Here is a 1242-nt window from a genome sequence, read left to right as displayed (position 1 = left end):
CCGCCGGCGACGACCCGGACCGCGGCCGTCATCGACAGCACCGCACCCGCCGGGATCGTCGCCGGCGGAGCGCTCACGGTTACGGCCGACTCGACGCACACCCTCCTCACGAAGGCGACCGCGAGCCCTGGTGGATCGACGGCGAACGGCACGTCGCCGAGCGCCACCACCGCGACGGCATCGCAGCCGGGCGGCTTCGCTTCGGCACCGGGCGGAGCGATCGGCGTCGCCGGTGCGCTCGCCTTCTCGGAGCTCGACCAGGAGACCATCGCCACGGTCGGCGGCGCCTCGCCTCTCGCGGTGACGGCGGGCGGCACGGGCGTCGCGGTCTCCGCCGTCTCGTCGGGATCGGCGATCACCGAGGCCGACGGCTCGGCGGTCGGCGGATCGGCGGCCGGCGTGGGTGTCGGTGTCTCGGTGAACCTCGCCAACGCACGCACCGAGGCCCGCATCGGCAACGTCGCATTCACCGCGACCGGGGTCACGGCATCCGCCACCGCCGCCCCGCGCACCGTCGCCGGTGTGAACGAGTATCGTGCGCAGTCGGTGTCGGGCGCCGGCGGCGCCTCGATCGTCGGCGCCGCCGGGGCGCTCGCCGTCAACATCGCGAGCTTCCTCACCCGTGCGGCCATCCTGAGCGGCGTCACCGTCACCGCTCCCGGAGCCGACCTGGCGTTCGCCGCGACCGCCGACAACGACACGATCGCCCGTGCGCTGCCCGGCACCCTCGCCGGCGCGACGACCGGCATCGGCGCGAGCATCGCGCTCAACATCGCCAACGATCGCGCGATCGCCGAGGTGGGCGACGGCGCGACCCTGACGGGCGTCGCCGACCTGAGCCTGACCGCACAGTCCACGTCGCCCGCCACGGCCGAAGCGCAGGGCGGGGTGGCGTCGGAGGCGGCGATCTCGACGGTCATGGCCGTCAACATCTCGAACGTCACGACGCTGTCGCGGCTCGGCACCGGCTCCCCGCTCACGCTGACCGGAACCTACACGTCCACCGCCACCCAGACCGCTCCCGTCGTCACGACGGCCACCGGCAACGTCAGCGCCGAGGACGGCGCCGCCGTCTCGGCCGTGATCGCACTGACCTTCGCCGACCACGCGGTGCGCGCCGAGCTCGCCCGCGATCTGACCGCAGCGGCGGTCACGCTGAAGGCCACCGGCATGGCGTCGTCCGCGACCACCGCGTCCGCTTCGGCGGCCGGCGTCTGGGCGGCCGCCCAAGCGACCGACGCC

General features: G+C 74.8%; 1 protein-coding gene. It reads left to right on the top strand.

Features of this window, described 5'->3' with window-relative positions:
* Positions 1 to 1242: hypothetical protein (locus ACI3KY_RS20270; protein ID WP_404931917.1), on the top strand; the 1242-nt coding region annotated here is incomplete at both ends.

This window comes from Microbacterium sp. ZW T2_14 (assembly GCF_044987405.1).
GTDB lineage: Bacteria > Actinomycetota > Actinomycetes > Actinomycetales > Microbacteriaceae > Microbacterium.
Note: the sequence above shows the minus strand (reverse complement) of the source record. Positions and strands in the feature narration are given on the sequence as shown.